Here is a 24,776-nt window from a genome sequence, read left to right as displayed (position 1 = left end):
TTATCTTTTGAAGGTTATCGGCCTGTTATCCAACCTGGGAAAAGATAAAATAGCACCCTTGGTCAACGACATTAATGCTTGGCTGGACGACAGGGGCGTTACCCTTATCCTGGACGACGAAACCGCGGGCAAGATCGACAGGCAGTCAACCGGCTGTACCCGCCGGGAAATGGTTAAGAAGGTGGAATGCCTGATAGTGCTGGGCGGAGACGGTTCACTGCTCAGCAGCGCACGACTGGCGGCTCCGGTGGGCGTGCCCGTTTTCGGCGTAAATCTGGGGCGCCTGGGGTTTCTTACCGAGGTGGACATCCCCCACCTTTACGGGGCCCTGGAACAACTGCTAACGGGCAAGTATACTATTGTAGAGCGCATGATGCTGGAAGCCTGCGTTATCAGGGGTGGGCAAACCTACGCGCCGGTAAGCGGCCTGAATGACGCTGTAATTACCAAGGGCGGGTTTGCCAGGCTTATCATATTTGACGCCGTGGTAGACGGGCAGCACTTCAACAGTTACCACGCAGACGGGGTGATTATTGCCACCCCCACCGGTTCCACGGCTTACTCCCTATCGGCGGGTGGGCCGCTGGTGGCGCCCGATCTGGACCTGATGCTGGTGACTCCCATATGCCCGCATGCTCTGTGGGCCAGGCCCCTGGTCATTTCAGCGGATAGCCAGGTACGGATCACCCTGCTTTCCGACCAGGGCGAGGTGATGCTAACCATGGACGGGCAGCACGGGATGCCCCTGCAGTACGGTGATACCGTCAGGATCAGGAAGGCGGATCACCGGGCTAAATTTATCAAACTAAATAACCGAACATTTTTTGATATATTGCGGGATAAATTAAAAGAAGGTGACGGAATTAATGTATGACGGATTACCCGTTCGTTTCGCGGGTATACGTGGCAATGCCGCCCTTCTGGCGCAAAAGTTCATCGGCGAAATTTTACATGAGGGGTGTGTGGCGGTTGATGCCACGGCGGGTAACGGTTACGACACTCTTTTTTTAGCCGGCGCGGTAGGGGATAGCGGCAAAGTATTCGCTTTTGACATTCAGCGCGGGGCGCTGGATGCCACCGCCGGGCGTTTGAAACAGGCCGGCAGGGAAAAAAATGTTGTGTTGGTTAACGCCGGTCATGAAGAAATGGGCCGCTACATAACTCATCCCGTGGATGGGTTTATGTTTAATTTGGGTTATTTACCCGGCGGCGACCATAATAAAACAACCAGGCCGGATACCACGATAAAGGCGCTGCATACTGCTTTAAATCTATTAAAACCGGGGGGAAGAGTAAGTATTGTGGTATATACCGCTCACCAGGGTGCTGAAGATGAAAGTGACGCTGTAGATCAACTGGCAAAAAATTTGGACCCGGGGGTTTTTGGGGTGCTCAGGATTACTTTTGCCAACCGGTCGTCTTCTGCCCCCTTTTTAATTTTTATAGAAAGGGTGAACGAGGAAAATGAAAGCCTGGCGCCATAAAAAAATCCTTGAGACCATCAAAGATCAGGAAATCAGCACCCAGGAGGAACTGGTGAGTGCGTTGCAAAAAGCCGGGTTTTCAGTTACTCAGGCAACAATTTCCAGGGATATCAAGGAACTTGGTTTGATAAAGGTACCCGGAAAATCCGGGGTTTCCCGTTACACCGTTCCCGGTGAGCCGCTGAATCCCAGAAATGAAGACCGCATGAAAAGGCTGTTTAAAGACTCGGTAGTATCCCTGGATAGCAGCGAAAACCTGATCATCATCAAAACATTACCCGGGGAGGCCCAGGGGGTGGCTTCCACCATCGACCATGCCGGGTGGCCGGAAATAATCGGTACCGTGGCCGGGGATGACACTATACTGGTGGTGATCAAGCCTAAAAAAATGACACATACCATTTTAAAAAAGTTCGTCGCCCTGACCGGGAGGTGAAACGCTGGTGTTGATTTCGCTTTATATAAAGGATTTTGGGTTAATTGATGTTATAGAGATGGAATTTGGCGCCGGGTTAAACGTACTGACGGGTGAAACGGGCGCTGGTAAATCCATTGTTTTGGAAGCGCTCCAGGTGGCGCTGGGGGGGCGAGCGCAAACCGGTTCGGTGCGCAGCGGACGGGACCGGGCACTGGTTCAGGCAACCTTTGACATCAGCCGGATGGAAACCGTACGGGCCAGGATGCTGAAAGCAGGTTTGGAACCCGATGAAGCTGACCCGGGGACGTTGATATTGAGCCGGGAAATAAACCGCCAGGGTCGCAATACCTGTCGCGTTAACGGACGCATAGTCAACCTGAGCAGCTATAAACAAATTGCCGGTTCTTTGGTTGATTTGCACGGCCAGCATGATCAGCAGTCCCTGATGCAGTCGGACAAGCAAATGCTCTTGCTGGACAGATACGGCGGCCCGGATTTGCTTGAATTATTAAGACAAACCGGCCGGGTTTTCCGGGAATGGCGCAAGAACGTGCAATTGCGGGAGCAAATAATCTCCGGCGGTCGGGAGAGGCAGCAGCGCATGGACATGATCAAATACCAGATGGATGAAATTGATGCCGCCAACCTGACCGGGGAAGATGAAGAGGCTTTGATTAAAAGGCGCGATTTGCTGGCCAACGCCGAAAAAATCGGCCTGCTGGCCGAGCAGGTGCTGAACCGCATTTACAAGGGGACCGGACACTACCCCGCAGCGGTTGATTTGTTGGGTGAAGCCAAAAACGACCTGGATGAACTGTGCCGCTACCTGCCGGACTGCAGAACCTGCCTGGATAATGTTTATTCCGCGCTGTGCCTGGTTGAAGAAGCTGCCCGCGAACTGGCGGCGCAGCGGGAAAACGTGGACATTAACCCGCAAGAACTGGATTACATAGAGGATCGGCTGGCTACAATAGAGCGCCTGAAAAGGAAATACGGCGCGAGCGTGGCGGAAATACTGGCTTACCGCCGAAACATTGCCGCGGAACTGGAGGAACTGCAGTTACTGGAAACCGATGTAGAGGGACTGGAAGAACTGGTACATAAAAGCGAGCGGGAATATTTCAATCTGGCCAAACAACTTGAAGAAGGTAGGCATAATGCGGCAGGTAGCTTGGAAAAGGCTATCGAAAACGAACTGCAAGACCTGGAAATGGGCAGCGTGCATTTTGCTGTTCAGGTTGATGCCGCCGACCCGGGTGCCCGAGGTATCAACAAAGTGGAGTTTCTCATATCCCCCAATCTGGGTGAGCCGCTGCGTCCCCTGGCCAAAATCGCCTCGGGCGGGGAATTGTCCCGGGTGATGTTGGCTTTAAAGTCTATCCTGGCCACCACCGATGACGTCGGCACCCTGGTTTTTGACGAAGTGGACGCCGGTATTGGTGGTCGCACGCTGCAGGCCGTGGCGGAAAAGCTGGAGCAACTGGGCCGGGAAAGGCAAATACTCTGTGTAACCCACGCCACAGCCGTGGCCGCGGTAGCCGTAACCCATTATCTGATTAAAAAATCAACCGATGGGGGCAGAACGGTCACCACAGTGCACCGCCTGGAAGGCGAGGAGCGCATCAACGAACTTAGCCGTATGTTGGGCGGGGACAGCCAGTCGGAGCCTCTGGTGCGGCACGTGCGCAAACTGCTTGGTGAGTCTTGACCGGTATACTAATAAAAAACACGGGCTCTTTATGGTTAAAATTTTTTCAAAAAATTTTGCCGACCGCAAAACTGCGGTCTTTTTTTATGCCTTTTTTCAGCTATCAATATGTTACAAACAATGAACACACCGCGTCCCAACTGACCATGCCAATGTACGGTACTACAGGGCGGAATAAATCGGCTGCCGCGAGGCCAATTTAATATTAAAAAAAGCGGAAGAAATACTTTTATTAAGCGCCATGCCAGCAAGCCTGTAATTTTTTTATTTATGAAGGTTTGACTATCATGAAAAAAAGGGAGGTGTGCCTTTTTGAGTCGCAGCAAGAAAAACAGCTTAATGGGCAAAGTATTTATTGTAGTATTTGCACTTGTAATGTCTTTAATGACTCTAAATTCCTATTGGCACAATTTTCTTCCGGACCGGCAGTACGTCAAGGTAGGCGATAAAATTGTCCATGGCATGGAATTGCCCGGACTTATTTTGGAAAACAGCAGCCTGGATTTGCATTCTGCCGGTGGCATTTTTTCCGTTGACGGAAATCAATATCATGAATTTACTTACCACCCCAGCGATGTGATGCCGGTGGCAATGGAACCGGGGGAACTGGAAATGCAGGTTAAACTTTTCGGTCTTGTGCCTATCCATCGGATGATGGTCAATGTAGTGGTGCCGGAAAAGGTTATACCGGGTGGCCAATCGGTGGGTATTTTACTGCATGCCGAAGGGGTAATGGTGGTCGGTGAGGCTGGTGTTGAGCACAATGGCGATAAGAAATTTCCCGCCCGGGAAGCCGGCATTGTGGTTGGCGACCTGATACTGCGGGTGAACAATAAAAAAGTTACCAGTGAGGCCCAGTTGCAGGAAGTCATAGATCATTATGGCAGGCAGGAAAAAGATGTTAATTTATTAGTCAAACATGGAAAAAAAACCAGACTGGCCAGTATAACCCCTATTTTATGTGAAAAAACCGGTCGCTACCGCATCGGGTTGTTTGTCAAAGACAGTACCGCAGGCGTAGGCACATTGACCTTTTACGAGCCCGGGTCCAGGACTTACGGGGCGCTTGGACATATTATAGCTGATTTTGACAGCGGCAGCAGCGTTAATTCTGTTGACGGTAAAATAGTGGAAGCTGCGATAAAGGGCTTGCATCCCGGCAGAAAGGGACAACCCGGGGAAAAAATGGGTGTATTCAAGGGAGAAAGTGATATAATCGGCAACATAGAAAAAAATACCGAATGCGGTATTTTCGGCAAGCTGGAAAAAGGCATTTCCAATCCATACTATAATAAACCCATTCCGGTAGCCATGCGCTATCAAATAGAGAAAGGACCGGCAGAAATTTTCACTGTCCTGGATAAAAACAAAATTGAAAAGTTCAATATTCAAATTATAGATGTCTTTCCAGCAGGAAAGCAGGGTAAAGGAATGGTAATAAAGGTTACAGACCAAGAATTGATCCGACGTACCGGAGGAATAATTCAGGGGATGAGCGGCAGCCCGATTATCCAAAACGGGCGGCTGGTCGGAGCGGTAACTCATGTATTTATCAATGATCCCACCAGGGGCTATGGTGTCCTGGCAGAAAACATGTTAAAGCAAGTAAATTTGTTAAATGAGAAGAATATCCAAAGTAAAGTGGGATAAATGTAAATTACGCCCAATAAAAAAGTAAAAATTTAACAAAAAAGTTAAAATAAAATAAAGGTATTCCCTCCTCTACGTCGAAAGAAATTATTTATAGAAAATTAGAAGCATTTTAGGAGGCGGGAATTTTAATGAGAAAGGTAATTAAAATTATAATTGCAGATGATAACAAAGAATTTTGCGAATTGTTAAGAGAATTTCTGCAGCAACAGGAAGATTTTGAATTGGCCGGCATTGCGCAAAACGGCCTGGAAGCGCTGGAACTGGTCCAAGAAGAAAAACCGGACGTGCTTGTTTTGGATGTAATTATGCCGCATTTGGACGGTATTGGAGTACTGGAAAAAATAAATGACGGTAATATTAAACAAGCCCCCAAGGTTATCATGCTGACAGCTTTTGGCCAGGAGAGCATTACTCAACGGGCCATGGAACTTGGTGCTGATTATTATATTTTAAAGCCATTTGATTTCTCCGTGCTCTCCACCAGGATCAGACAGCTGGCGGGCGGTATGCGAAATTCCCAGTATATTGCGGTAGCCAAACCGAAAAATCTTGACGTTGCTGTTACAAATATTATTCACGAGATGGGCGTGCCGGCTCATATAAAAGGATACCATTACTTGCGGGATGCCATTTTGCAAGTGATAGATGATGTCAATTTACTGGGGGCGGTAACCAAGGAACTATATCCCATGATTGCTCATAAGTACCAAACCACACCCAGCCGGGTGGAAAGGGCTATCCGGCACGCCATTGAATTGGCCTGGGATCGGGGTAATATTGAAATGATGACCAAGTTTTTTGGCTATACAATAAATTTGCAGCGTGGCAAACCCACCAACAGTGAATTTATCGCCATGGTGGCGGACAAGCTGCGCATCGAGGCCAAGGTAAGTTGAAAAACAGGCACCGGTATAAAAAGGGGACAGGCACCTTTTTCACATTTTGAAAAAGGTGCCAGTCCCCTTTTTTTTCCCGAGCCAGTCCCCTTTTTTTATTTTTTATAGTCATATTCGCGCATCATAATATATAACCTAATCTTGACGTAAATAAGCAAAAACTGTAAAATGTTAAAGTTAAGGTGGGTGAAATTAAGTGGCTGTTAAAGGAACGGTACGGCTGGATAAAAAAACAAAACATCTGGTAAAGCGACTACAGCCCGGTGATATTGCCGTTATAGATCATGGTGATCTTGATGAAGTGGCTGCCAATGCGCTGGTGGAAGCGCATGTACGGGCGGTTATCAATGTGCAGGAATCAATGAGCGAAGTTTACCCTAATTGCGGCCCGCTTAGGCTGGTAGAATCCGGGGTCAAATTAGTAGACTGCCCGGGCAGTAATCTATTCGAACTGTTAACGGAAGGTGAAGAAATAGAAATAAAAAACGGTCAGATTATCCGTGCCGGTCGGGTGCTGGCCAGCGGAAAGGAATTAAATGCCCAAATCATTATACATAAAATGGAAAAAACTAAGGGCAACTTGGAAAATGTACTGTCCCATTTTGTCCAAAATACCATGGATTATGCCCAACATGAAATTGGGTTGATTTGCGGCGAATATAAAGTGCCGGAAATAAAAACTGATTTTAAAGGTAAGCATGTGCTGATTGTCGTGCGCGGCAAAAATTACAAGGATGATTTGAAAGCCATAAAATCGTATATTAATGAAATAAGCCCCGTCCTGGTTGGAGTGGACGGCGGGGCCGACGCCCTGATGGAGTTCGGGCTCAAGCCTGATATTATTGTAGGTGACATGGACAGTGTCAGTGATAAAACGTTGTTTTGCGGCGCTGAACTGGTAGTGCACGCATACCCCAACGGGAAAGCGCCGGGCATGGCCCGGGTGCGCGAACTTGGGCTGGAAGCGGTTACTTACGCCGCGCCGGGTACCAGTGAGGATATTGCCATGCTTATGGCTTACGAGTACGGTGCCGAGTTGATTGTGGCGGTGGGCACCCACTCCAACATGATTGATTTTTTGGAGAAAGGACGCAAGGGAATGGCCAGTACCTTTCTGGTCCGGGCCAAGGTCGGGTCAATCCTGGTCGATGCCAAGGGGGTAAGTAAACTATACAAAAGCAGGCTGCGTGCAAAACACCTGGCGCCCATATTTATTGCCGCGTTACTGCCCGTGGCGGCTGTGATGGTTATTTCCCCCTCCACCCGGGAGTTGCTGCGCCTGCTGTTCATCCAATTTCGATTACTGGTGGGAATTTAGGTGATTATTATATGATCGTAGATTACAAATATCATATAGCCTCCCTGGTGGCCGTGTTTTTGGCCCTGGGGATCGGTATCCTGATCGGCAGCACCCTGCTGGGTAACGATGCGCTGATTGATTACCAGAAGCAGGTTACGGACCGTCTGGAAAACCAATTGCAATCTTTGCGGGAAACCAATGAAGCCATCCAGGCGCGGGCCAATACGTTGGAAATTGATGCCAACATGCATAAACAATTTGAAAAACAGGTGCTGCCGGTGTTGATGGCGGGTAAGCTGGCGGAAAAGAAATTTGCGCTTGTTGAGTTGAACAGTTATGGTTTTCCGCCCGAACTTACCGAAGCCATTGCCAGCGCCGGGGGACAGGTCAGTTCCATAACTTCAGTCAGTACCCTTTATGATGATAAGCAGGCGCTGGAAAAGTTGCAGCAGGAACTGGGCTGGGAGGCGGCTTCCGGCGAAAAACTGATCGGCAGGTTGGCCACGGAAATAGCCGACGGCATTGTAACCGGAGAAAACCCGGCAGTGGTTAATTCTCTGGCAGAAAATGAAATCATCAAAACCAGCGGCGAATACGGTATTCCCGTGGATGGCGTAATTATTGTCGGTGGCAGTTACCGAGAAAACAAGCGCAATATACAAATTGATATTGCATTTATAAATTATTTTCAAGATTTAAATATACCCGTGGTCGGTGTAGAAGAAACCGATGTCGCATATTCAACCATGAAAGAATACCAGCGGAAACATGTCAGTACGGTGGATAATATTGACACTGCGCCGGGCCAGTTGGCCCTGGTGCTGGCATTGAGCGGTAAGCCCGGGCATTATGGTGTAAAGTCCACCGCCCAGACCCTGCTGCCCGAACTGGAAAAACGGGAGGTCAAGTGACATGGCCCGTGAACGTGTAGTAGCGTTGATTCCGGCCTATAATGAAGAGCGGTATATACATGACACTGTGTCATCACTGGTCGAGATTAATGAAATTGCGGAAATTGTGGTGGTAGATGACGCTTCCACCGACCGTACGGCTGAACTGGCGGCCAGGGCCGGGGCCAGGGTGGTTGGTCTGCCCTGCAACGGTGGCAAAGGGGCGGCCCTGAACAGGGGCGTTGCCGAAATATCGGCGGACGTGGTTGTGCTGCTGGACGGGGACCTGGGCGCATCGGCCGGAGAAGCTCGCCTGTTGCTGGAACCGATACTGAACGGCCGGGCCGACATGACCGTGGCCGGTTTCCCACCCGCTCGCCGCAAGGGAGGCTTCGGCCTGGTCAAGGGGCTGGCGCGCCGGGGTATTAAAATGCACACCGGCCTGGAGATGAAATCACCCCTGTCCGGTCAGCGGGCCATGACCCGCCCGGTGTTGGATAAACTGCTCCCCTTTGATTCGGGATACGGTGTGGAAGTGGGGCTGACCATCAAAGCGGCCCGGGCGGGTTTCAAGGTGCTGGAAGTACCGGTACAAATGACCCACGCGGAAACCGGGCGCGATTTAAAAGGCTTTTTACACCGGGGCAGGCAATTCTGGCACATCACCCGGGTACTCGCCAGGGCAGCGGTGGTAAAATAGGGCAAGGGATCTGCTTGTAGTACCGACCCCCATGCCGCCTGGCGCGGCACAAGCAGAGGATGAAAAAAGTTGGTCCTTTTGCTCCTCAAAGCCTTCGCTCCCTTGATAGGTGCCAGGTGTTGAAAGTTGAAAATCTTTGATTTTCAACTTTCAACACCTGGCACCAGAACTGGCACGTGCTCCTTTTCGAACACTCACTCAAACTGTTTCGAGGTGAAGTCAGGTTGAACTGGCAACCGGAAATAACCTATTTACCGGTAGTATTCATACTTGCATTTGTTGTAACCATTATAACCAGAGATAAAATAATGACCGTAATTGCCGGCAGCGGATTTACCCGTCCTAATTACAAAGGCGAAAATATTCCCCTGGCAGCGGGGGTCGTTTTTTTTATTACCGCGCTGGCTGTATCCACCCCCTTGTTTTTTATTTGGCCGGCCAGTATACGTAATCCGGCTTTAATATTTTTGTTTGCCATGGCCGGCGCCACTTGCCTGGGGCTGATGGACGATTTCTGGGGTTCCCGGGAAGCGTCGGGTCTGGCCGGCCACTTTAAAGCCCTGTGCAAGGGAAATTTGACCACCGGTGCCGTTAAGGCGCTGGCCGGTGGTATGCTGGCACTCATCGTGGGAGCGCAGCTTCACCCCGGCAACGTCTGGAGGATAATGGACAGCGCGCTGATTATCGCCCTGTCTGTGAATATGGTCAACCTGTTCGACCTGCGCCCGGGCCGGGCCGGTAAAGTCTACATACTGCTTTACTTTATTTTGTTGCCTGCAAACCTGGGGGAGCCGGAGGCGATCATGTCCACTATGGTCTTGGGCAGCCTGGGGGCTTTTTTAAGTGCCGACCTCAAAGCCCGGGCCATGATGGGCGATGCCGGAGCCAATACATTGGGAGTGGCAATAGGCATAACCGCCGCCGCAATACTGGATGGATACTGCCGTGCGGGGTACTTGGCAGCGCTGGTATTGCTGCACCTGATTACCGAAAAGTATTCCCTGACCCGGATTATTGCGGGAAATAGCCTGTTGAATTACCTGGATATGTTGGGCCGGGAGAAGGAACCCCCAAAATAATGTCGAATACTCAAGGATATGTTAATTAGGAGTGGTTATGTATTTTAATGATTAATAATGTCAGAAGGATAACCATATTTACCGGGAACCTTGGCAGCGGTAAAACTGAACTGGCCATTAACTTTGCTTTATGGCTCAAGAAAAAACATCAACGGGTCGGTATTGTGGATTTGGATATTATAAATCCCTATTTTCGCACCAGGATCATGAAAGATTACCTGGAAAAAATGGGTTTACGTGTAATATGCCCGCCGGGTAAACTGGCGGGCGCTGATGTGCCCGCCCTGTCGCCTGCTATTCTGGGTGTTCTGGAAGACGAACAGGGTATGGGCGTTTTTGATGTGGGGGGCGATGATATAGGTGCCACCGCCCTTGGGCGTTTTAAACCATACTTACCCGAGGGAGCGTACCACATGTATTTTGTGGCCAATGCCTGCCGGCCTTTTACCGGTAAACCGGCAGGTATTGTCAAGATGTTAAGGTCCGTAGAAAAAGCGTCACGCCTAAAGGTTACCGCGCTGGTCAGCAATACCAACCTGGGCTTGGCAACGGACCCGGACACGGTGATGGCCGGCCATGCAGTAGTGGAGGAAGCGGCGCGCCAGTTACAACTACCCGTGGCGTTTATGGCGGTAAAAAGTGATCTGGCGCCGGAAATGACCCGGCGCGTGCCGCAAGTTCCGGTTTTCCCCGTTGACTTGCGCATGCTGCCGCCCTGGTTGCGGGAATAGTTGAAAATTACTATAATTTACTGCATTTTTTGTCAAAGGGAGGGATTTTATTTGGCTCAAGTACAAATAACATTTCGGGAAGATCGTTGCAAGGGATGCCAGTTATGTGCTGCGGTATGTCCTAAAAAACTGATTAAAATGGCCGATCACATCAACGTCATGGGGTTTCACCCGGCCACCGTTGAAGAACAGGAGAAATGTACCGGGTGCGCCCTGTGCGCCCGCATGTGTCCCGATTTGGTGATAGAAGTGGCAAAGGAGGAGAGAAAAGTTGGCTAAAGTTTTGATGAAAGGCAATGAAGCCCTCGGTGAAGGAGCCGTGCGGGCAGGTTGCCGTTATTTTTTCGGCTACCCCATCACTCCACAGAGCGAATTACCCCACTACCTGGCCAAACGCATGCCGGAAGTGGGTGGATTATACCTGCAGTCGGAAAGTGAAACTGCAGCGGCCAACATGGTCTTTGGCGCCGCCGGCGCCGGCGCCCGGGTGATGACTTCCTCGTCCGGTCCCGGCATCAGCCTGATGCAGGAAGGGATTTCCTATATCGCCGGTGCCGAACTGCCGTGCGTAATCGTTAACATGATCCGGGGCGGCCCCGGGTTGGGGAATATTGCGCCCGCCCAGTCCGATTACTTCCAGGCGGTCAAGGGTGGCGGACACGGTGACTACAGGCTGATATGCCTGGCACCGGCATCGGTGCAGGAAATTATCGACCTGATGCAGGACGCCTTCGATCTGGCGGACAAGTACAGAAACCCGGTGATGCTGTTGGCTGACGGTGTATTGGGCCAGATGATGGAGCCGGTGGAACTGGGTGAAGAAAAGATCGCGGAGGCTCCCGAAAAGCCCTGGGCGGCCACCGGCCGTAAAAAAGGCGGTCCCAAGCGATTAATCAATTCGTTGTACATTGTGCCGGAAGAATGTGAAAAACATAATATCAAACTGGCCCAAAAATATGATACCATTCGCCGGAACGAACAGCGTTGGGAAGAATACCGGGTGGACGATGCCACGATGATCCTGGTGGCCTTCGGCACCTGCGCCAGGATATGCAAAGCGGTTGTGGACAGCGCCCGTAATGAAGGAATGGCCGTGGGCTTGATCAGGCCCATCACTGTCTGGCCCTATCCCACGGACGTTATAACCCGGGTGCGGGAAAAAGCGGAGCAGTTCCTGGTGGTGGAAATGAACATGGGCCAGATGATTGAAGATGTTAAACTGGCGGTGGAAGGTATGAGGCCGGTACATTTTTACGGTCGTTCCGGCGGCATGATGCCTGTGGCCAGGGACGTCTTCGGGGAAGTTAAAAAGCTTTACAACGGGGGTGCTGCATAATGAAAAAAGTATTTACCAGGCCGAAAGCGCTGGCGGATATCCCCTTCCATTACTGTCCGGGCTGCACCCACGGGATCGTTCACCGGTTGGTGGCCGAGGTCATAGACGAAATGGGCATGTACGAGCGCGCGCTGGGCGTTGCGCCGGTGGGTTGCTCCGTTTTTATTTATAATTACCTGGATATTGACATGTACCAGGCCGCCCACGGCAGGGCTCCCGCCGTGGGCACGGGCATCAAGCGGGTGCTGCCCGACCGGCTGGTATTTACCTACCAGGGCGACGGGGATGCTGCGGCCATCGGCACCGGCGAACTGGTGCACGCTGCGGCCCGGGGCGAAAAAATAACGGTTATTTTCATCAACAATGCCGTTTACGCCATGACCGGCGGCCAAATGGCCCCAACCACCCTGCTGGGCCAGAAAACCACCACCACACCCTTCGGGCGCGAGGGCGAGATCAACGGTTTACCGGTAAAAGTGTGCGAGATGCTAGCCCCGCTGGACGGCAGCGCCTACCTGGCCCGGGTTTCCGTGCATAACCCCAAAAATGTCAACGCTGCCAAAAAGGCTATCCGCAAGGCCTTTGAAGTGCAGATGCGCGGAGACGGGTTTACCATGGTGGAAGTGCTGAGTTCCTGCCCCACCAACTGGGGGCTGTCCCCGCTGGAAGCACTTAAGTGGCTGGAAGAGAAGATGATTCCATACTACCCACTGGGTGAATATAAAACACCGGCGGAGGTGAACGGGTAATGTTCGAAGGTATATTAATTGCAGGTTTCGGCGGGCAGGGAGTCTTGTCCACCGGTCAATTACTGGCCTACGCCGGAATGATGGAAGACAAACACGTGGCCTGGATTCCTTCTTACGGGCCGGAAATGCGCGGGGGTACGGCCAACTGCGGAATCACCATATCCGACCAGCCCATCAGCTCGCCGGTGGTGAGCGAACCCACCGTGCTCATCGCCATGAATCGCCCTTCGCTGGAGAAATTTGAACCTGCCGTGGTACCGGGCGGGTTGATCTTGGTGAACAGTTCATTAATTAATATCAAAACCAAACGCACCGACGTGCGCACTGTATATATGCCAGCCAATGACCTTGCCGAAGAACTCGGCAACAGCAAGGTAGCCAACAATATCATCCTGGGGGCCTTGCTGGAATTAACGGGTGTGGTATCCGCCGACGCCGTGTTGGAATCACTGAAAAAAGTGCTGCCTCCGAAGCGCCATAACTTGATACCCGTTAACGCCGAGGCCCTGGAAAAAGGCCGGGAACTGGCCTGTAAGTTTAAAGAGAAAAAAAGTTCATGAATTATTAATAAAGACGTTTACTGCCGCACAAACGGGTACCGGTAACGGGATTGCGGCAGGGACTGACGAACCGTAAATTAAAGGGATTTTTCGTGATAATGATAAACTAGCCGCCGGAAGCCCGTGTTTTACAGCCGGGCCTCCGGCGGTTATTATATTAATAGCATTAAAATAGAAAAGGTGGTGTACCATTGATAAACAGGGAACGATTGGTGGCCGAATTTATTGAACTGGTGCAGGTGGACAGCGAAAGCGGCCGGGAAGGCCGTATGGCCGAACTGTTAAAGCAAAAACTCCAGGATCTGGGGTTTGAAGTCTGCATAGACGACGCCGCGCCAAAAGCGGGCTCGGAAACCGGCAATATCATCGCCCGGTTACGCGGCAATGCCGAAGCGCCTTCCTTATTGTTTTGCGCACACATGGATACCGTGGCTCCGGGTTGCGGCATCAGGCCTATAGTAGAAAACGGAGTTATACGTTCCGCCGGGGATACAATATTGGGCTCGGACGACAAAGCGGGCATTGCCGCTATTATAGAAGCGGTGCGGGCTGTGCGGGAAAATGATATATCGCACGGCGATCTGGAGCTGGTTTTCACCGTATGTGAGGAAGTTGGGCTGGCCGGGGCAAAGGCCCTGGATTTTTCCCGCCTTACGGCCCGTATGGGATTTATTCTGGACAGCGATGGTCCGCCGGGAAGCATCATAAACCGCGGCCCATCCCATGACCGGATCACCGCCGAGGTGCTGGGCCGGGCCGCCCATGCCGGGATTAACCCGGAAGACGGGGTAAACGCTATACAGGTGGCAGCCCGGGCCATTGCCGGTATGCAGCTGGGACGCATTGACGAGGAAACCACGGCCAATATCGGGGTTGTTTCCGGTGGCGCGGCCACCAACATCGTGCCGGATAAGGTTACGTTAAAAGGCGAAACCAGAAGCCTGAGAGAAGAAAAACGCAGCAAACAAACCAGGGCCATATGCGAGGCGCTGGAAAAGGCCGCCCGTGATTCCGGGGCCAAAGTGCGAATTAACGTGGAGTCCGAGTATCCGGCCATGCATGTTCCGGAGGATGCAGCTGTGGTGCAACTGGCCCGCAAGGCGGCCCTGGATATCGGGCTGATGCCTCAAGTCAAGAGCACCGGTGGCGGCAGCGATACACACATATTTAACGGAAACGGCATTGCGGCAGTGAACCTGGGCATAGCCATGAAAAAGGTGCATACCACAGATGAGTATATTGCCGTAGATGATTTAACCAGGAACGCCGAATATGTGCTGGCCATTATCCGGGCGGCGACAACGGGCGTTTCCGGGCGACCAAGTTAACTAAGTTTTTTTTAAACAAAAAAAGTTGGGAGTTTTGGGGCTTGATTAGAACAAGACAGGGTAAAGTTACAGCTATCAAAGCCAGCCGGCCCGGGATTACTGAAATTATGGTGGAAATACCGGGTGAGGGCATACAAAAAGCCTATAATTACGATCTGTTGACCGGGTCGGTTGAAGAAGGCCACACGGTAATTCTCAATACCACTGCCGTGGCAAAAAAACTGGGAACCGGCGGGGCGCATTTCGTTATGGCCAATGTATCCGCCCCTACAAGGGATGCCCGGGAAGCGGGCCACATCATGAAACTGCGCTACAGCCCGTGCCAGGTAAAGGTGCTGGCGGCGGAAGAGCAGGACAGCCCGCACTCAGCAGCAATTAAAAATACCGAATCCCTGGCGGGGACACCGGTGGTGGTGGGTGCGCTGCACAGCATGCTGGCCCCGGCGGCGGCGGGTATCAAAGCCGCCACCGCGGGCCGGGCCCGGGTGGTTTATGTGATGACGGACGGGGCGGCGCTGCCGCTTATGCTGAGCAACCTGGCACATAACCTACGTGAAAGCGGTCTCATTGACGCAATGATAACCTGCGGCCACGCTTTTGGGGGCGATTGGGAAACGGTGAATATTTACACCGCTTTGCTCACGGCTAAAGCGGTGGCCCGGGCCGATGTCATCGTGGTGGCCATGGGGCCGGGCATTGTGGGGACTGCTTCCAGGTTCGGGTTTACCGGAGTGGAGCAGGGGGAAATCATCAACGCGGTGAATATCCTGGGCGGCCGGCCAGTGGCCATCCCCCGCATAAGTTTTGCCGACCCGCGGGAGAGACACCGGGGCATCAGCCACCACACCGTCACCGCCCTGGGCAAAATCGCTCTGACCACCTGTACCGTGGTGCTGCCCGAATTGCCGGATGCGGATCAGACCGGGCTGCTGCGGGAGCAGATCGCCCGGGCCTGGCCGGAGGATAAACACCGGGTAGTGGCGGCTGATGGCGGCCCGGCACTGGAGGAGCTTGAACGGCGTGGCATCGAGGTAACTTCCATGGGACGGGGACCGGCAGATGACCCGGCCTTTTTCCTGGCTGCCGGTGCCGCCGGCATTTACGCCGCTGGGCTGGCTTTGCCTGGAGAATAATCGGTAGAGGGTTGCATTTGGGGTAAACTCACCCCTTAGCACCCCTTTGTAATGGTTCAGCGTAATGAGAATTTCGCTATATTAGAATAATATAGTTAGTTTAAATAAGTTAAAGTCTGACCCGCGATGATGTATTCGTGCAGGGTGACGGTTGAGCGGGACCAGGATTGCATTAGTTGCCTTAACTCGCTTACTTTGCCGAAATAGCAAATACTGTTTCGGGATATGAGAAAACGCATGTACATCCCTCCTTGTGCCGGATTATACCAATCTATATGCCGGTAAAAAAGTAATTATGCTGGAGGTATTTAAGGTGAAGATACCTACCGTAAAATTATCCGTCAATGCCAGCGGAGCCGCTGTCGCCGCCCAGGCGGGCGATGTGGTGGTGATTGTCGACGTGATTGACATGTCCACAACGCTGGAGGCCGCCCTGGACGCCGGCGCCCTTGCCGTATTCGGGGCCGCTCCTGACAGCGCCCGGCCGCCGGTGGTTACTAACCCCGAAAACATTGGCTTGCTGGCCGGTAAACAGGCGGTGGATAACAACACCGGGGTGGTGTTGGTGGCCGAGCCCCGGGTGGGCACGGACGAGGAAAGGCTGCAAAACATCACCCGTGTAACGGCCGGGCTGGCAAGGGCCGCTGCCGAAATCAATGCGGTGCTGCCCAACCTGGGTGCCGAGACATCCAAGCTTTGCGATTTGCGGGGCAAGGTGGTTATCGCGGCAACGGCAACCGGCGGGGTGGCCTTTGATGCCGCAGTATCCGGCGGAGCACCGGCGGTATTTACCGGCACAGTGGCCAGGACCATGCAAAAGAAGGGGCCTGCCCCGGCCCGCTCGGCGGCCAAGCGGGCTGTCCGGGCGGCCCGGGCGCTTGACGCCGGCATTACCGTGGTGGCGGCCAGCGGCAATTCAATGGAGGATATCCTGGCGGCTGAATATATAACACGTACAATTATTGAAGAATATTTACTGTAAAGTCATATTCGGTACTGCGCCGCTCATATAAATAGGCATGGACAGGTTATCTTAAAGGAGCGGTGGTATGGGATATGTGCGCCGGTTATGGACTGCGTCCCTCCGCCGGAGCTGGCCGCTTTACCTGATAGTTATCGGCATCTTTAGCCTGGGCATACTGCTGGGTTCCCTGGGCGTCAGTACCTTGCAGGCTGAACAATCACTGGAACTGCACCGGTATTTGCAGGCATTTTTGACCCAGGCCGCGGAAATAGAAGTGGACCGGGCCCAGGTGGCCAGGGGGGCGCTGTATGACAATTTGCTGGTGGGCGTGCTCATGTACATCCTGGGCTTGACTATTATCTGCCTGCCGCTGGTGTTGGCGATAATTTTTATCCGAGGTTTTATCCTGGGGTTTACCGTCAGTTTTCTGACCACGGACCCGGACCTGCAGGGCTTGGTGGTAATTTTTGTTTCCATGTTGCCACAAAATATATTTTTCATCCCCGCGCTGATCATTGGAGGTACGGCTTCGCTGTCGTTTTCCCTTTTGTTGATTAAACGATTCTTTAACTCACAAACCCGGGTCTGGCCCGATTTCCTCGGTTACACCATTATTATGGCCGGCTGTATCGCGGCGTTTGCCGCCGCAGCCTTGACCGAAGGGTATATAACGCCAGAGTTAACCAGGTTATCCGCTTCGCTTTTTGCGGGCTGGTAGTTGAAAGGAGGCGCGGGTAAAATGTTTTTTGTGGTAATTTCCCGGGTTAAAGACAAGGTTCTGCTGTTTATGCGCCTGGTGCTGGTGGTGTGTATTTTATTCATCCTGGTGGCGCAGCTTTACGGCATGTTTAAAACCGGCGGCTTCGTCCGCAGCTGGTTTGATGACGAACAACCCGTCAAAGATTCTGTACCCGTGGAAGAGCATTTGTTACAATAAATAGCCTATTAGTATTTACCCCGCTGTTGCTTTTTATTGTTAAAAAATGTATATCTAGGAGAGGGCGCAGGGAAAATGGGGCCTTGCATAAGGGGACTGGCACCGGTAAAAGGGGAAAAAAAGGGGACAGGCACCTTTTCTTTCAAAATCGGCGCCTGTTCCCTTTTAGTTTTTTGTATGCAGCAAAAGGAATTATTTGCTTGACGTTGAAAAAAACAGTATAAAAAACGGTGGTGGTAAAATATGGAAAAGAAAATTTTAAATTTTTTAAACTACCTGACCGTGGAAAGAGGGCTGGCTGAAAACACCATCATTTCATACGCCTTGGACCTGAAACAGTTCACTGCCTTTTGTGCTGACCGAAAGGTGTTGCACTGCAGCCAGATTGACCGAAATATAATATTGACCTATCTACTGGAACTGAAAAAGCGAGGTCTCTCAGCAGCGACTATATCCCGGCACATGGCAGCCCTGAAAGTTTTCTGCCGGTTTCTGCTGGACGAGCAGGTGTTGCCGGGTGATCCCACCGCCAACCTTGAATCACCGGGGATAAAGAAAAAATTGCCGGATGTGTTGAGCCAGGAGGAAGTGGAAAAATTGCTGGAACAGCCCCGCTCCGGCAACCCGGCGGGATTGCGGGACAAAGCCATGCTGGAATTGATGTACGCCACCGGGATGCGGGTTTCCGAGTTGCTGTCACTGGACCGCGAACATGTGGATTGTGAGCGGGGATTTGTGCGCTGTTTGGGTAAAGGTGCCCGGGAGCGCATCATCCCCATGGGCTCGGTGGCCGGGAAGTTTCTCACGGAATACCTGCGGCGGGGCAGGGCCAAAATAACTTCAAACCGGCAGGAAGAAGCACTTTTTCTGAATATACGCGGCAAGCGGCTGACCAGGCAGGGGTTCTGGAAAATAATTAAAAAATACGCCTTAAAGGCAGGTATCACCGGGGAAATAACCCCCCATACCCTGCGCCATTCCTTTGCCACCCACCTGTTGGAAAACGGCGCCGACCTGCGCTCCGTCCAGGAAATGCTCGGTCACGCCGACATTGCCACCACTCAAATCTACACCCACTTGACCGATACCCGGTTAAGGGAAGCGTATAAGAAGCATCACCCCCGGGCTTAATTGAGTGGTTGACGGTTAGTCTTTGGTAATTAAAATTGATATTTGGAGTTGGTTGGTGTGTTGCAAAAAGATAAAAAGGTAGTTATTATCGTGCTGGACAGCGCCGGTATCGGCGCACTGCCGGATGCGGCAAAATACGGGGACAGCGGCAGTAACACCCTGGGGAATACGGCGCGGGCGGTGGGCGGTTTAAAACTGCCCCATTTGGGCCAAATGGGACTGGGCCGGCTGGCCGATATTACAGGTGTGCCCCCGGTGGACAATCCCACGGCTTGTTACGGTAAAATGGCCGAACTTTCGCCGGGTAAAGACACCACCACCGGGCACTGGGAAATAGCCGGCATAATACTGGACCGGCCCTTCCCCGTGTATCCGCAGGGATTTCCCCCGGAAATAATCGAGCCCTTTAAAAAACGCATCGGCAGGGACATCCTGGGTAACAGGGCCGCTTCGGGAACAGCCATCATCGAGGAACTGGGCGAAAAACACATGCAAACCGGGCGACCTATTGTATACACTTCCGCGGACAGCGTATTTCAAATTGCCGCGCATGAAGAAGTCATTCCCGTAGAGGAACTGTACCGCATGTGCAAAATAGCCAGGGAGTTGCTTACGGGTGAACACGCGGTGGGCCGAGTGATCGCCCGGCCGTTTGCGGGCTCTCCGGGCGCTTTTAAGCGTACCGCCAACCGGCATGACTTTTCCCTGGCCCCGCCACGGCCCACAGTCCTGGAACTGCTGCAGAAAAACGGCCGGGAAGTGGCGGCGGTGGGTAAAATAAATGATATTTTTGCCGGCCGGGGGATTACCAAATCAATACATACCACTGGAAATATGGATGGTGTGGACAAAACGCTGCAGCTGATGCGGCAAAAAGTGCCCGGGCTTATTTTTACCAACCTGGTTGATTTTGACCAGCAATACGGGCACCGCAACGACCCCCGGGGGTACGCCGCTGCGCTGGAGGAATTTGACCGGCGTCTGCCGGAAATCACTAACGCCTTGGGTCCCGAAGACGTGCTGTTCATTACGGCCGATCACGGGTGTGATCCCACCACCCCCAGCACCGACCATTCACGGGAATTCGTACCGCTGCTGGTCTACGGCCGGGGCCTGAAAAAGGGAGCGGACCTGGGGACCCGTGCCAGCTTTAGCGACGTGGCGGCCACGGTGGCCGATCTGTTCGGCCTGGTTTTTCCCGCCGGCAAGGCGTTTACCGGTGCTATTACATCTTGAGGGAGCTGTGCAGCCATGCATATGTATGATGTAATTTTGAAAAAAAGAAATGGTGCCACTTTATCCCGGGAAGAAATTGAATATTTTGTCCATGGTTATACAGCGGGAAAAATACCGGACTATCAGGTATCCGCCCTGCTCATGGCCATCTATTTCAAGGGTATGAATGAGCGGGAAACCGCTGATTTGACCATGGCGATCGTCAATTCCGGAGATAAAATAGATTTAAGCCCCATTCCGGGTACCAAGGTGGACAAACATAGTACCGGCGGCGTGGGGGACAAAACCACCCTGGTGCTGGCCCCGCTGGTGGCTGCCGCGGGGGTGCCGGTGGCCAAGTTGAGCGGCCGGGGGCTTGGGCATACCGGTGGCACCATTGATAAATTAGAGTCCGTTCCCGGGTTTAATGTAAATATTGACCCCGCCGGCTTTATCGCACAGGTCAGGGAAACGGGCATTGCGCTGGCGGCCCAGACCGGCAGGCTTTGCCCGGCGGACAAAAAGCTGTATGGCCTGCGGGATGTAACGGCCACAGTGGATAGCATTCCGTTGATAGCCTCCAGCGTCACTTCCAAGAAAATTGCCTCGGGAGCGGATGCCATAGTGCTGGATGTAAAATGCGGCAACGGCGCATTCATGCAAACCAGGGAGCAGGCTGTCGCCCTGGCAAGGGCCATGGTGGACATCGGTAAAATGGTGCGCCGGCGCATGGTCGCGGTGGTCACCGATATGAACCAGCCCCTGGGCCGGACCGTGGGCAATGCCCTGGAAGTGCGCGAGGCGATGGAAACATTGCAAGGGGGCGGCCCGGAAGACCTCAAGGAACTGTGCCTGACTCTGGGGGCGCACATGCTGGTGCTGGGTGACCGGGAAAAGGATTATGCCATAGCCAGGCGAAGGTTGGAACAACTGCTGGCGAGCGGCGGGGCCCGGGAAAAGTTCAGGGAACTGGTACGGGCGCAGGGCGGCGACGTTTCAGTAATTGAAAACCCCCAAAAACTACCCGTGGCGAGCTTGCGACATTCGGTGCCCGCGCCGGTGGACGGTTACATATCCGGCATGAACACCATGGCGATCGGCCGGGCCGCCATGTTGCTGGGCGCGGGCCGGGCGGCCGCCGGCGATGAAATCGACCACGCCGCCGGCATCGTACTTAACAAAAAGCCGGGCGAATATGTGAGGCGGGGTGAATCCCTGGCCGTGTTGCATACCAACCGCGAACAGGTTCTGGCGGAAGTGGCGGAACTGGTGGCCGAGGCCTTTGCCCTGGCCGGTGAGACTCCGGCGCAAAGGCCGCTGATACTGGAAACCATCAACGAAGCCATTGGATGAATAAAACCCGCATTAAATTTTCAATAAATTCACATTAAAGAACCTTCCCCAATGTGATTCACTTCCCCTGTATAACTTTCTTTAACCTCCACATAATATTTTGAGCAATAAAATTTGGGGGGAAGTGTAATGAGAAGAAGATATATTTCTGCGATTTTGTTACTGCTTTTGATGGTTATCCCGGCAAGCACGGGAACAGCGTTTGCGGCGCCCGAAAAGCCGGCGGCCGATAAAGAGGTGGCGGCCGAGGCACTGGAAACTACAGCCGAATCGGCGGTGCTCATGGATTATGCCACCGGGCGGATACTCTGGTCCAAGGAGCCGGATAAAGAACTGCCGATGGCCAGTGTGACCAAAATCATGACCCTATTGTTGGCGGTGGAAGCCCTGGACCAGGGCAAGATCAGCCTTGATGATCGGGTTAATGTATCGGAAAACGCTTGGGGCATGGGGGGGTCGCAGATTTATCTCGAACCCGGTGAGGAGATGAGCATGAAAGATATGCTGATCTCCGTGGCCGTGGGGTCGGCCAACGATGCCAGCGTTGCCGTGGCTGAACATATAGCGGGTTCGGAAGAAGCGTTTGTGGAAATGATGAACAAACGGGCCCAAGATCTGGGCTGCAAGCATACACGATTTGCCAATCCCACCGGTCTGCCGGCGGAAAACCATTATACTTCGGCTTACGACATGGCCGTTATTTTACGCGAATCTCTGAATTACCCGCATTTCCGCAAAATATCGTCCATTTACAGATATGACATACGGGGCGGCGATTTCGTTCTGTGGAACACAAACAAATTGCTCAAGTGGTACCGGGGAGTAGACGCCGGAAAAACCGGCTGGACCAACGAAGCCAAATACTGCCTGGCGGCTACGGCCAAACGGGACGGCCTGCGCCTGATTTCTGTGGTGCTGGGGACACCCGAACCCCGCAGTCATTTTCGGGAAACCATAAAAATATTCAATTACGGATTTGCCCGTTTCGAGGCGGTTAATTACGCCCAAAAGGGTGAAAGGGTGAAAACCGTAAAAGTGGGCAAGGGAAATGTTGAAACAATTGGCGTAGCGGCCGGTGCAGATATCGCCATGGCCGTGCCCAGGGGCCTTAAGGACAAATACCGGGGTAAGATTATTTTACCCGAAGAGGTTACGGCCCCGGTACAAAAAGGGCAAAAATTGGGCGAATTTGTGTTGCTCGAAGGCGAGCGGGAAGTGCAGAGGGTCCCGCTGGTAGCCCAGAACCAGGTGAGCAAGGCCTCAGTTTTCCGGCAAATGTACCGGGTATTGGACCGGGTTTTTGCCGTAAAGTAAAATCTACAAACTTATGGGACAAGGAACGGTTCTCTGGGACAAGGGACGGTTCCTTGTCCTATTTTAAGGGATGTAAATAAATATCTATTTATTTAGCGGATGATTATAGATTATCATATCGGGCTTTCCTGCGAAGGAAAACATGCTGCCCGGCTTATACAAAGAGCTTTGTGGAAACGTCGGCTATTTTCCGGGCCAACCAGGCCAATTATTAGAACTGATAAACTGATAAACTGATAACGGTCCACAGTTTATTATCCATGCCTTTGAAGATGCTTGTTCGGAATATGGCACAGAACACGAGCGTATTCCACCCAAGACACCGAACAAAAACGCCCAACAACCAACGCCGCCTGCATGGCAGCTTATATGATTTATCGCCACTGGAATTTATCAATCAATTAGCAGCAGGCAGAGTGAAACCATTTATCGTCAAAGTTTAATCAAGCATGTTTTTGGTGAGTCCCAGAGGGTAACCCATTGAGTTAAGCACCAGGCGGCGGTCCTTCATGGGAAGTTCAAGCGTTAATTTAATAAAAATCTATGAAATAAGACGATTTTGGGATAAAGACTCTAATAATAGGGGGTTGGACCGCTTTAACAGATAAATTAGCAGTTCCTTTTTGAACAGGCAAGAAAAAATTTTGGTGACGAGCCAGTAATATCTTGCTATTACTCCCGGCATATGATAATATTCCATAAAGACATTAATTATATATAGACATTTTACATATAGGGGGAATGTATCTTGTGCCGTGAACACGGTGGTCATCACCATAAGGGCAGTTGTCGCTGCGGCGGCGTACAAACCGGACGCTTTTTGCAGCCCTGCCTGCTGCTGCTTCTCCACCGGCATTCGACCCACGGATATGAACTGATGCAAAGCCTGGACGAATTCGGGTTTATGGACAGTGAAATCGACCCGGGCACGGTATACCGGCACCTGAGAAAACTGGAAGAGGAGGGGTTGGTCAATTCGAGCTGGGACACGGAAAAAGGGGGTCCCGCCAAGCGGTTGTACAAATTAACGGCCGAAGGAGAGGAATTACTACACGCCTGGGCCGTTACTATAAAATCCAATATACAGCGGCTGGAAAAATTTCTGACCAAGTATCACGCTCAATTCAATACTCTTGAGGAAAGGGGGTAAACAAGATGTGTCAATGCCAGGGACGCGGACACGGGCCAGGTCACGGACCGGGACAACGGCATCCGCACGACCGTGGTCATCACGGAGGATGCGGGTGCGGCGGTCACGGCGGTGAATTTCAGCGCCGGTTTTACGGCAAGGAAGAGAAACTGGGCAAATTGGAAAAGTACCTGAGTGATCTTAAAAAGGAAGTTAAAGCGGTTGAGGAACTGATTAAGGAAATAAAGGAAGAGGGTTAAAAACCTCTTCCTTCTTCTTAAGCTACTGGTTATTTAAGTTAGGGTAGGGGGTGGCATTAGAGTTTCATTGAAATATTTTGAGTTATTTATTTTTTTGCTCTTCTAGCTTTTCCAAAACGACTTCATCCAGTTCATTTAGAGTTAACTTGCCGCCCATGCACTAATGTAATATATTCAACTTTCGCACTAGAAAAATGCCCTCAAACCCTTGGTAAATCTGAAATCTAACAACAAAAACACCCCTCAATCTGGTAAAATAGAAGTGACAAAAACCCATTATACCAAGGAAAGAAGGGTGTTCTTGTGACTTCTATTTTATCAGAAAATACGGCTGCTGAAAATAAGTCAGCCAATTACGTTGCGAACTTTTTCAAGGAACATAAGATCGGCCAAGCACTAAAGCAGTCGAACTTTTTCAAACAGAAAGGCTTTCCTTGCAAAGATCTGCTACAGTTTCTCGTCACGCTGGTCTTTATGGGCAAAAACCTGTGGCGCTACCTGGATACCG

General features: G+C 51.9%; 27 protein-coding genes and 1 pseudogene. 27 read left to right on the top strand and 1 reads right to left on the bottom strand.

Annotation, left to right across the window (positions count from 1 at the left end; genetic code table 11):
• The first annotated feature begins 7 nt into the window (after window positions 1–7).
• The 17 genes from BM299_RS06190 (at window position 8) to BM299_RS06105 (ending at window position 15,965) form a co-directional block, all read left to right on the top strand.
• A complete protein-coding gene (locus BM299_RS06190; protein ID WP_092482603.1) occupies window positions 8–874 on the top strand; it encodes an NAD(+)/NADH kinase in 867 nt (288 codons plus the stop codon).
• Entirely contained in the window at window positions 867–1,484 is a 618-nt protein-coding gene (mnmM, locus tag BM299_RS06185) for a tRNA 5-(aminomethyl)-2-thiouridylate-methyltransferase MnmM (RefSeq protein ID WP_092482602.1), read from the top strand. The genes BM299_RS06190 and mnmM overlap by 8 nt, the downstream gene beginning before the upstream one ends.
• A complete protein-coding gene (gene argR / locus BM299_RS06180) occupies window positions 1,465–1,920 on the top strand; it encodes an arginine repressor (RefSeq protein ID WP_092482601.1) in 456 nt (151 codons plus the stop codon). Before mnmM ends, argR begins: the two co-directional genes overlap by 20 nt.
• A 7-nt stretch (window positions 1,921–1,927) precedes the next feature.
• On the top strand, window positions 1,928–3,610 hold the full coding sequence (gene recN, locus BM299_RS06175; RefSeq protein ID WP_092482600.1) for a DNA repair protein RecN: 1,683 nt from the start codon (window positions 1,928–1,930) through the stop codon (window positions 3,608–3,610).
• Between the two features lie 312 nt (window positions 3,611–3,922).
• Window positions 3,923–5,260 (top strand): SpoIVB peptidase, encoded by a 1,338-nt coding sequence (gene spoIVB, locus BM299_RS06165; protein WP_092482598.1) that lies wholly within the window; start codon window positions 3,923–3,925, stop codon window positions 5,258–5,260.
• 131 nt (window positions 5,261–5,391) lie between these two features.
• On the top strand, window positions 5,392–6,159 hold the full coding sequence (spo0A, locus tag BM299_RS06160) for a sporulation transcription factor Spo0A (RefSeq protein WP_092482597.1): 768 nt from the start codon (window positions 5,392–5,394) through the stop codon (window positions 6,157–6,159).
• A gap of 196 nt (window positions 6,160–6,355) precedes the next feature.
• On the top strand, window positions 6,356–7,477 hold the full coding sequence (gene steA, locus BM299_RS06155) for a putative cytokinetic ring protein SteA (RefSeq protein ID WP_092482596.1): 1,122 nt from the start codon (window positions 6,356–6,358) through the stop codon (window positions 7,475–7,477).
• 11 nt (window positions 7,478–7,488) lie between these two features.
• Window positions 7,489–8,370: a copper transporter gene (locus tag BM299_RS06150; RefSeq protein ID WP_092482595.1), complete on the top strand. Its 882-nt coding sequence runs from the start codon at window positions 7,489–7,491 to the stop codon at window positions 8,368–8,370.
• Window position 8,371: 1 nt separating this feature from the next.
• The gene (locus BM299_RS06145; protein ID WP_092482594.1) at window positions 8,372–9,049 is read left to right on the top strand and encodes a glycosyltransferase family 2 protein; all 678 of its coding nucleotides are present in this window, start codon (window positions 8,372–8,374) and stop codon (window positions 9,047–9,049) included.
• 224 nt (window positions 9,050–9,273) lie between these two features.
• Window positions 9,274–10,128 (top strand): MraY family glycosyltransferase, encoded by an 855-nt coding sequence (locus BM299_RS06140; protein ID WP_092482593.1) that lies wholly within the window; start codon window positions 9,274–9,276, stop codon window positions 10,126–10,128.
• A gap of 47 nt (window positions 10,129–10,175) precedes the next feature.
• On the top strand, window positions 10,176–10,859 hold the full coding sequence (locus BM299_RS06135; protein ID WP_092482592.1) for a P-loop NTPase family protein: 684 nt from the start codon (window positions 10,176–10,178) through the stop codon (window positions 10,857–10,859).
• Window positions 10,860–10,910: 51 nt separating this feature from the next.
• Complete coding sequence (locus tag BM299_RS06130; protein WP_207545135.1) at window positions 10,911–11,138, top strand: 4Fe-4S binding protein; 228 nt, start codon at window positions 10,911–10,913, stop codon at window positions 11,136–11,138.
• Entirely contained in the window at window positions 11,131–12,195 is a 1,065-nt protein-coding gene (locus tag BM299_RS06125; RefSeq protein WP_092482591.1) for a 3-methyl-2-oxobutanoate dehydrogenase subunit VorB, read from the top strand. The genes BM299_RS06130 and BM299_RS06125 overlap by 8 nt, the downstream gene beginning before the upstream one ends.
• The gene (locus tag BM299_RS06120) at window positions 12,195–12,944 is read left to right on the top strand and encodes a thiamine pyrophosphate-dependent enzyme (protein ID WP_207545134.1); all 750 of its coding nucleotides are present in this window, start codon (window positions 12,195–12,197) and stop codon (window positions 12,942–12,944) included. The genes BM299_RS06125 and BM299_RS06120 overlap by 1 nt, the downstream gene beginning before the upstream one ends.
• Window positions 12,944–13,504 carry a 2-oxoacid:ferredoxin oxidoreductase subunit gamma family protein gene (locus BM299_RS06115; protein WP_092482589.1) on the top strand — a complete coding sequence of 187 codons (561 nt, stop codon included), beginning with the start codon at window positions 12,944–12,946 and terminating at the stop codon, window positions 13,502–13,504. Before BM299_RS06120 ends, BM299_RS06115 begins: the two co-directional genes overlap by 1 nt.
• Before the next feature lie 191 nt (window positions 13,505–13,695).
• Window positions 13,696–14,832 carry a M20/M25/M40 family metallo-hydrolase gene (locus BM299_RS06110; protein WP_092482588.1) on the top strand — a complete coding sequence of 379 codons (1,137 nt, stop codon included), beginning with the start codon at window positions 13,696–13,698 and terminating at the stop codon, window positions 14,830–14,832.
• 41 nt (window positions 14,833–14,873) lie between these two features.
• Window positions 14,874–15,965, top strand: a complete 1,092-nt coding sequence (locus tag BM299_RS06105; RefSeq protein ID WP_092482587.1) for a DUF3866 family protein — start codon at window positions 14,874–14,876, stop codon at window positions 15,963–15,965.
• Between the two features lie 95 nt (window positions 15,966–16,060).
• Here the strand turns inward: BM299_RS06105 and BM299_RS19245 are convergent, their stop codons facing one another.
• On the bottom strand, window positions 16,061–16,204 hold the full coding sequence (locus tag BM299_RS19245) for a hypothetical protein (RefSeq protein WP_165608205.1): 144 nt from the start codon (window positions 16,202–16,204) through the stop codon (window positions 16,061–16,063).
• A gap of 74 nt (window positions 16,205–16,278) precedes the next feature.
• Between BM299_RS19245 and BM299_RS06100 the strand changes: the two genes are divergently transcribed.
• From BM299_RS06100 to BM299_RS06055, 10 genes and pseudogenes are all read left to right on the top strand, one after another.
• Complete coding sequence (locus BM299_RS06100) at window positions 16,279–16,947, top strand: hypothetical protein (protein WP_245779672.1); 669 nt, start codon at window positions 16,279–16,281, stop codon at window positions 16,945–16,947.
• Between the two features lie 67 nt (window positions 16,948–17,014).
• Window positions 17,015–17,647, top strand: a complete 633-nt coding sequence (gene spoIIM / locus BM299_RS06095) for a stage II sporulation protein M (protein ID WP_092482586.1) — start codon at window positions 17,015–17,017, stop codon at window positions 17,645–17,647.
• 21 nt (window positions 17,648–17,668) lie between these two features.
• Window positions 17,669–17,866, top strand: coding sequence for a hypothetical protein (locus tag BM299_RS06090; RefSeq protein WP_092482585.1), 198 nt, complete (start codon window positions 17,669–17,671; stop codon window positions 17,864–17,866).
• A gap of 243 nt (window positions 17,867–18,109) precedes the next feature.
• On the top strand, window positions 18,110–18,997 hold the full coding sequence (gene xerD / locus BM299_RS06085; RefSeq protein ID WP_092482584.1) for a site-specific tyrosine recombinase XerD: 888 nt from the start codon (window positions 18,110–18,112) through the stop codon (window positions 18,995–18,997).
• 60 nt (window positions 18,998–19,057) lie between these two features.
• Complete coding sequence (locus tag BM299_RS06080) at window positions 19,058–20,233, top strand: phosphopentomutase (RefSeq protein ID WP_092482697.1); 1,176 nt, start codon at window positions 19,058–19,060, stop codon at window positions 20,231–20,233.
• Between the two features lie 15 nt (window positions 20,234–20,248).
• Window positions 20,249–21,565, top strand: a complete 1,317-nt coding sequence (locus BM299_RS06075; protein WP_092482583.1) for a pyrimidine-nucleoside phosphorylase — start codon at window positions 20,249–20,251, stop codon at window positions 21,563–21,565.
• Between the two features lie 129 nt (window positions 21,566–21,694).
• The gene (locus tag BM299_RS06070) at window positions 21,695–22,879 is read left to right on the top strand and encodes a D-alanyl-D-alanine carboxypeptidase family protein (RefSeq protein WP_092482582.1); all 1,185 of its coding nucleotides are present in this window, start codon (window positions 21,695–21,697) and stop codon (window positions 22,877–22,879) included.
• Between the two features lie 748 nt (window positions 22,880–23,627).
• Window positions 23,628–24,029 (top strand): helix-turn-helix transcriptional regulator, encoded by a 402-nt coding sequence (locus tag BM299_RS06065; protein WP_092482581.1) that lies wholly within the window; start codon window positions 23,628–23,630, stop codon window positions 24,027–24,029.
• A 5-nt stretch (window positions 24,030–24,034) separates the two neighbouring features.
• Window positions 24,035–24,268, top strand: a complete 234-nt coding sequence (locus tag BM299_RS19660) for a hypothetical protein (RefSeq protein WP_092482580.1) — start codon at window positions 24,035–24,037, stop codon at window positions 24,266–24,268.
• Window positions 24,269–24,571: 303 nt separating this feature from the next.
• Window positions 24,572–24,776 (top strand): annotated as a pseudogene (locus BM299_RS06055) (IS4 family transposase); the annotation flags it as partial.

This window comes from Desulfoscipio geothermicus DSM 3669, from assembly GCF_900115975.1.
Classification (GTDB): domain Bacteria; phylum Bacillota; class Desulfotomaculia; order Desulfotomaculales; family Desulfallaceae; genus Desulfoscipio; species Desulfoscipio geothermicus.
This window is presented reverse-complemented; position numbering and strand designations above follow the sequence as displayed.